The organism is Halomonas sp., from assembly GCF_041689495.1.
In the GTDB taxonomy this organism is placed as follows: domain Bacteria; phylum Pseudomonadota; class Gammaproteobacteria; order Pseudomonadales; family Halomonadaceae; genus Halomonas.
The window spans coordinates 1-2,713 of the sequence record NZ_JBDNGD010000083.1 but is presented as its reverse complement, the minus strand read 5'-3'; the positions used below and the strand labels follow the sequence as shown (position 1 = coordinate 2,713).

Sequence of the window (2,713 nt, the reverse complement as noted above, 5' to 3'; positions counted from 1 at the left end):
CCGAGTACCTGGCCGTCAACGACAAGGGCACCATCGTCACCGGCCGCGTGGTCGAGGTCGATGCCAAGCAGGCCCAGGTCGAGCTGACGTCCGATGTCGTCGCCGTGCTGAAGGCCTCCGAGCTCAGCGCCGACCGCGTCGAGGACGCCCGTAACGTCCTCAATGAAGGCGACAGCGTCGAGGCCCGCATCATCGGTGTCGATCGCAAGAACCGTCAGATCAACCTGTCCGTCAAGGCCAAGGATCAGGACGACACTCGCCAGAATCTCAAGAAACTGCGCGAGGACGAGCCCGATTCCCCCGGTGGCCCCATGACCATCGGTGATCTCATCAAGCAGCAGATGGGTCAGGACTGAGTATCGTCGCGCGATAATCCGCCGGACCGCAAACGCCGCCTCCCACGGGAGGCGGCGTTTTTTTTGGATCATCGCAAATCAGCGTGAAGACAGGCCGCCATGGAGGTAGGGAAGGTGGCCGGATAAACCGAAGGCGCATCCGCCGAGAAGACTCACGTTAATCCGGGCAGCTCTCGAAAATCTCGAATGAGTCCGAAGTGAAACCGGAAACCGTATTGATATCTTACTTGATGTCTCGATAATAACTTGCCACACTATTGTCAAGAATAAATCCAGCGTTCATAATGCCGGGCATTATTCTAAACCCGCTGAAAAAAAGGACTTACGTCAATGTCACTGCTCAACGAATACATGCAGATGGAACAGCAGCTCAAGTCTCTCCAGGAAAACATGGAGAAGCTGCAGAATGACAAACGCCTCAAGGCAGAACTCGAGTTCAAGAACAAGCTCGAGGCCCTGATGCGCGAGTTCGACAAGAGCACTGCCGACGTCATCGCACTGCTCGACCCCAAGCCCGCCAGTGGTGGGGCCAAGTCGGCGTCGACCGGCAGTGGTCGCCGCAAGCGCAAGATGAAGATCTACAAGAACCCCAATACCGGTGAAGTCGTGGAAACCCGCGGTGGTAACCAGAAGACCCTCAAGGCCTGGAAGGATCAGTTCGGAGGCGATACCGTCGAATCCTGGCTTGTGCGCGTCGAGGATTGAGCCGGTAGCGCTCCCTGTCGCGCCGTCGATATCGATAACGCCGCCCTCGAGGCGGCGTTATGCGTGTCGCCTCGACGCTGACATCGACCATGACGTCGCCGGAAATGCCATGCCGGATGCGCTCGCCGGCTCGCTTGTCCGGCCTGCAGACAGTGACTGTAATGACTCCCCGCGGCTCTGCGATGACCCGGGATTTCGCTATGGCGGAGAATGGCGGTATACTGGCTATATTCTTCAAGCAAGATCGTCCGCCCGGTTGTTTCCGACTCGGTGGATTCCTCCCTACCTGATATCACGGGTAACGAATGAAACAGCAGACTTCTCGACAGCCGACTGACGAGCGCGAAAAGATGCGCCGGTTTCGTGAACTCGATGATGCCTTCTCCGAGGCACTTCGTCAGCTCGACGATCCCGATAATAGCCTCGATATTCCTACCGGCCCTCCGGTGCGTTCCCTGGCAACCCTGGAACGGGAAGAGCAGGAAGAACGAAAGGTAGGGCAGCAAGCACAGCAAGAACGACAGCAACTGGAGCAGCAACGACAAGAACGCCAACGCCAGGAAGCCAGGGAGAAGGCTCTGGAACTCGAGTTCGAGCGGCGTCTCCATGAATTGATGGGGGATTACGCCCAGTCCGCCGAGAGTGTCAGCCGCCTGTTGGTGTCCCTCGAGTCACGAGAAAGCGTCGACTAATTATTGGCAACTGTGATTGCCATACTCCTATGCCCTCGTATTCTTGTTGGCGTCTTGATGGCTCAGCGATACCGAAAGACCCGCAGGCTCGGCAGAAAGGGCTCGTCCTCGAGTCGTTCGTCCCGGCGCCTTGCCCGGGTGCGCTGCTCGGGCGGTGTCGGTGACGGCTGGTTGTGGTGGGGCAGGCGACCATCGGGGGCGGGCAGGAACAGCGGCAGGGCCACGTTCATGGCCTGCCGGGTACGACCCTCCGCCAGGGGCTCGCGAAAGAAGAGGTTGGCACGCATCAGCGGCGCTTGGCGCTGCACCTGGGCCAGGGGTTCGCCCTCGGGGATGCCCGCCAGCTTGCGCAACTGGATCTGCACATGGGGCGCGGTCGAGTCGAGCTTGAGAAGTCGGGTCTCGGCCTCGCGCACGCTCAGCCGCTTGATCGAGCGGCCGCTGGAATACCAGGCCAGGCGCAGTCGCTCCACCGGGGCCCGGGCCACGGGAATCGCCCGCCAGCATTGTTTGAGGTGAAGCCTGGCCAGGCCCAGGCCCTGGAGGTGTTCCTGCAGGGCCGGATGGCGAAAGGGCAACACCGCCTTGATCTCGGCGATCATCCCCGGCGCCTGGTCGCGAATCCTCGCCAGTCGCGTCGCCAGTTCCGCCTTGGCGGCATTGACCCGGCCGACCCGCTCCAGCAGTCCCTCATCGGCGGCGACCATGCCCACATAGGTGCGTGTTTCGCGGCCGTCCTGGCCTTGCTGATACCAGAAATCCAGCAGCGCCAGGCGCAACCAGGCCGCGCCGGCCTCGGGGGTGTCGGCGCCTTCGCCGCCGCCGAAGATCCAGATGGCGCCGGGTGAGCGCTGGTGGCACGCCAGCAAGGCCTCGATCTCCAGGATCACCTGGTCGAAGGCCTCCTCCAGCTCACCAAGCAGCCGGTAGGACGGCACCTTCTTCACTGGGTTCACTGGG

The 2,713-nt window shown here is 61.3% G+C and carries 4 protein-coding genes; 3 read left to right on the top strand and 1 reads right to left on the bottom strand.

Features of this window, described 5'->3' with window-relative positions; translation table 11 throughout:
- The 3 genes from ACESMD_RS02655 to ACESMD_RS02645 all read left to right on the top strand — a co-directional run.
- Positions 1–356: S1 RNA-binding domain-containing protein (locus ACESMD_RS02655; protein WP_372610087.1), on the top strand; the 356-nt coding region annotated here is incomplete at its 5' end.
- Positions 357–686: 330 nt separating this feature from the next.
- The gene (locus tag ACESMD_RS02650; protein WP_372610086.1) at positions 687–1,061 is read left to right on the top strand and encodes a histone-like nucleoid-structuring protein, MvaT/MvaU family; all 375 of its coding nucleotides are present in this window, start codon (positions 687–689) and stop codon (positions 1,059–1,061) included.
- A 350-nt stretch (positions 1,062–1,411) separates the two neighbouring features.
- Positions 1,412–1,753 carry a hypothetical protein gene (locus ACESMD_RS02645; RefSeq protein ID WP_372610085.1) on the top strand — a complete coding sequence of 114 codons (342 nt, stop codon included), beginning with the start codon at positions 1,412–1,414 and terminating at the stop codon, positions 1,751–1,753.
- 62 nt (positions 1,754–1,815) lie between these two features.
- On the opposite strand, the gene ACESMD_RS02640 is transcribed toward ACESMD_RS02645, so the two are convergent.
- A complete protein-coding gene (locus ACESMD_RS02640; RefSeq protein WP_372610088.1) occupies positions 1,816–2,709 on the bottom strand; it encodes a DNA replication terminus site-binding protein in 894 nt (297 codons plus the stop codon).
- Positions 2,710–2,713: the final 4 nt, after the last annotated feature.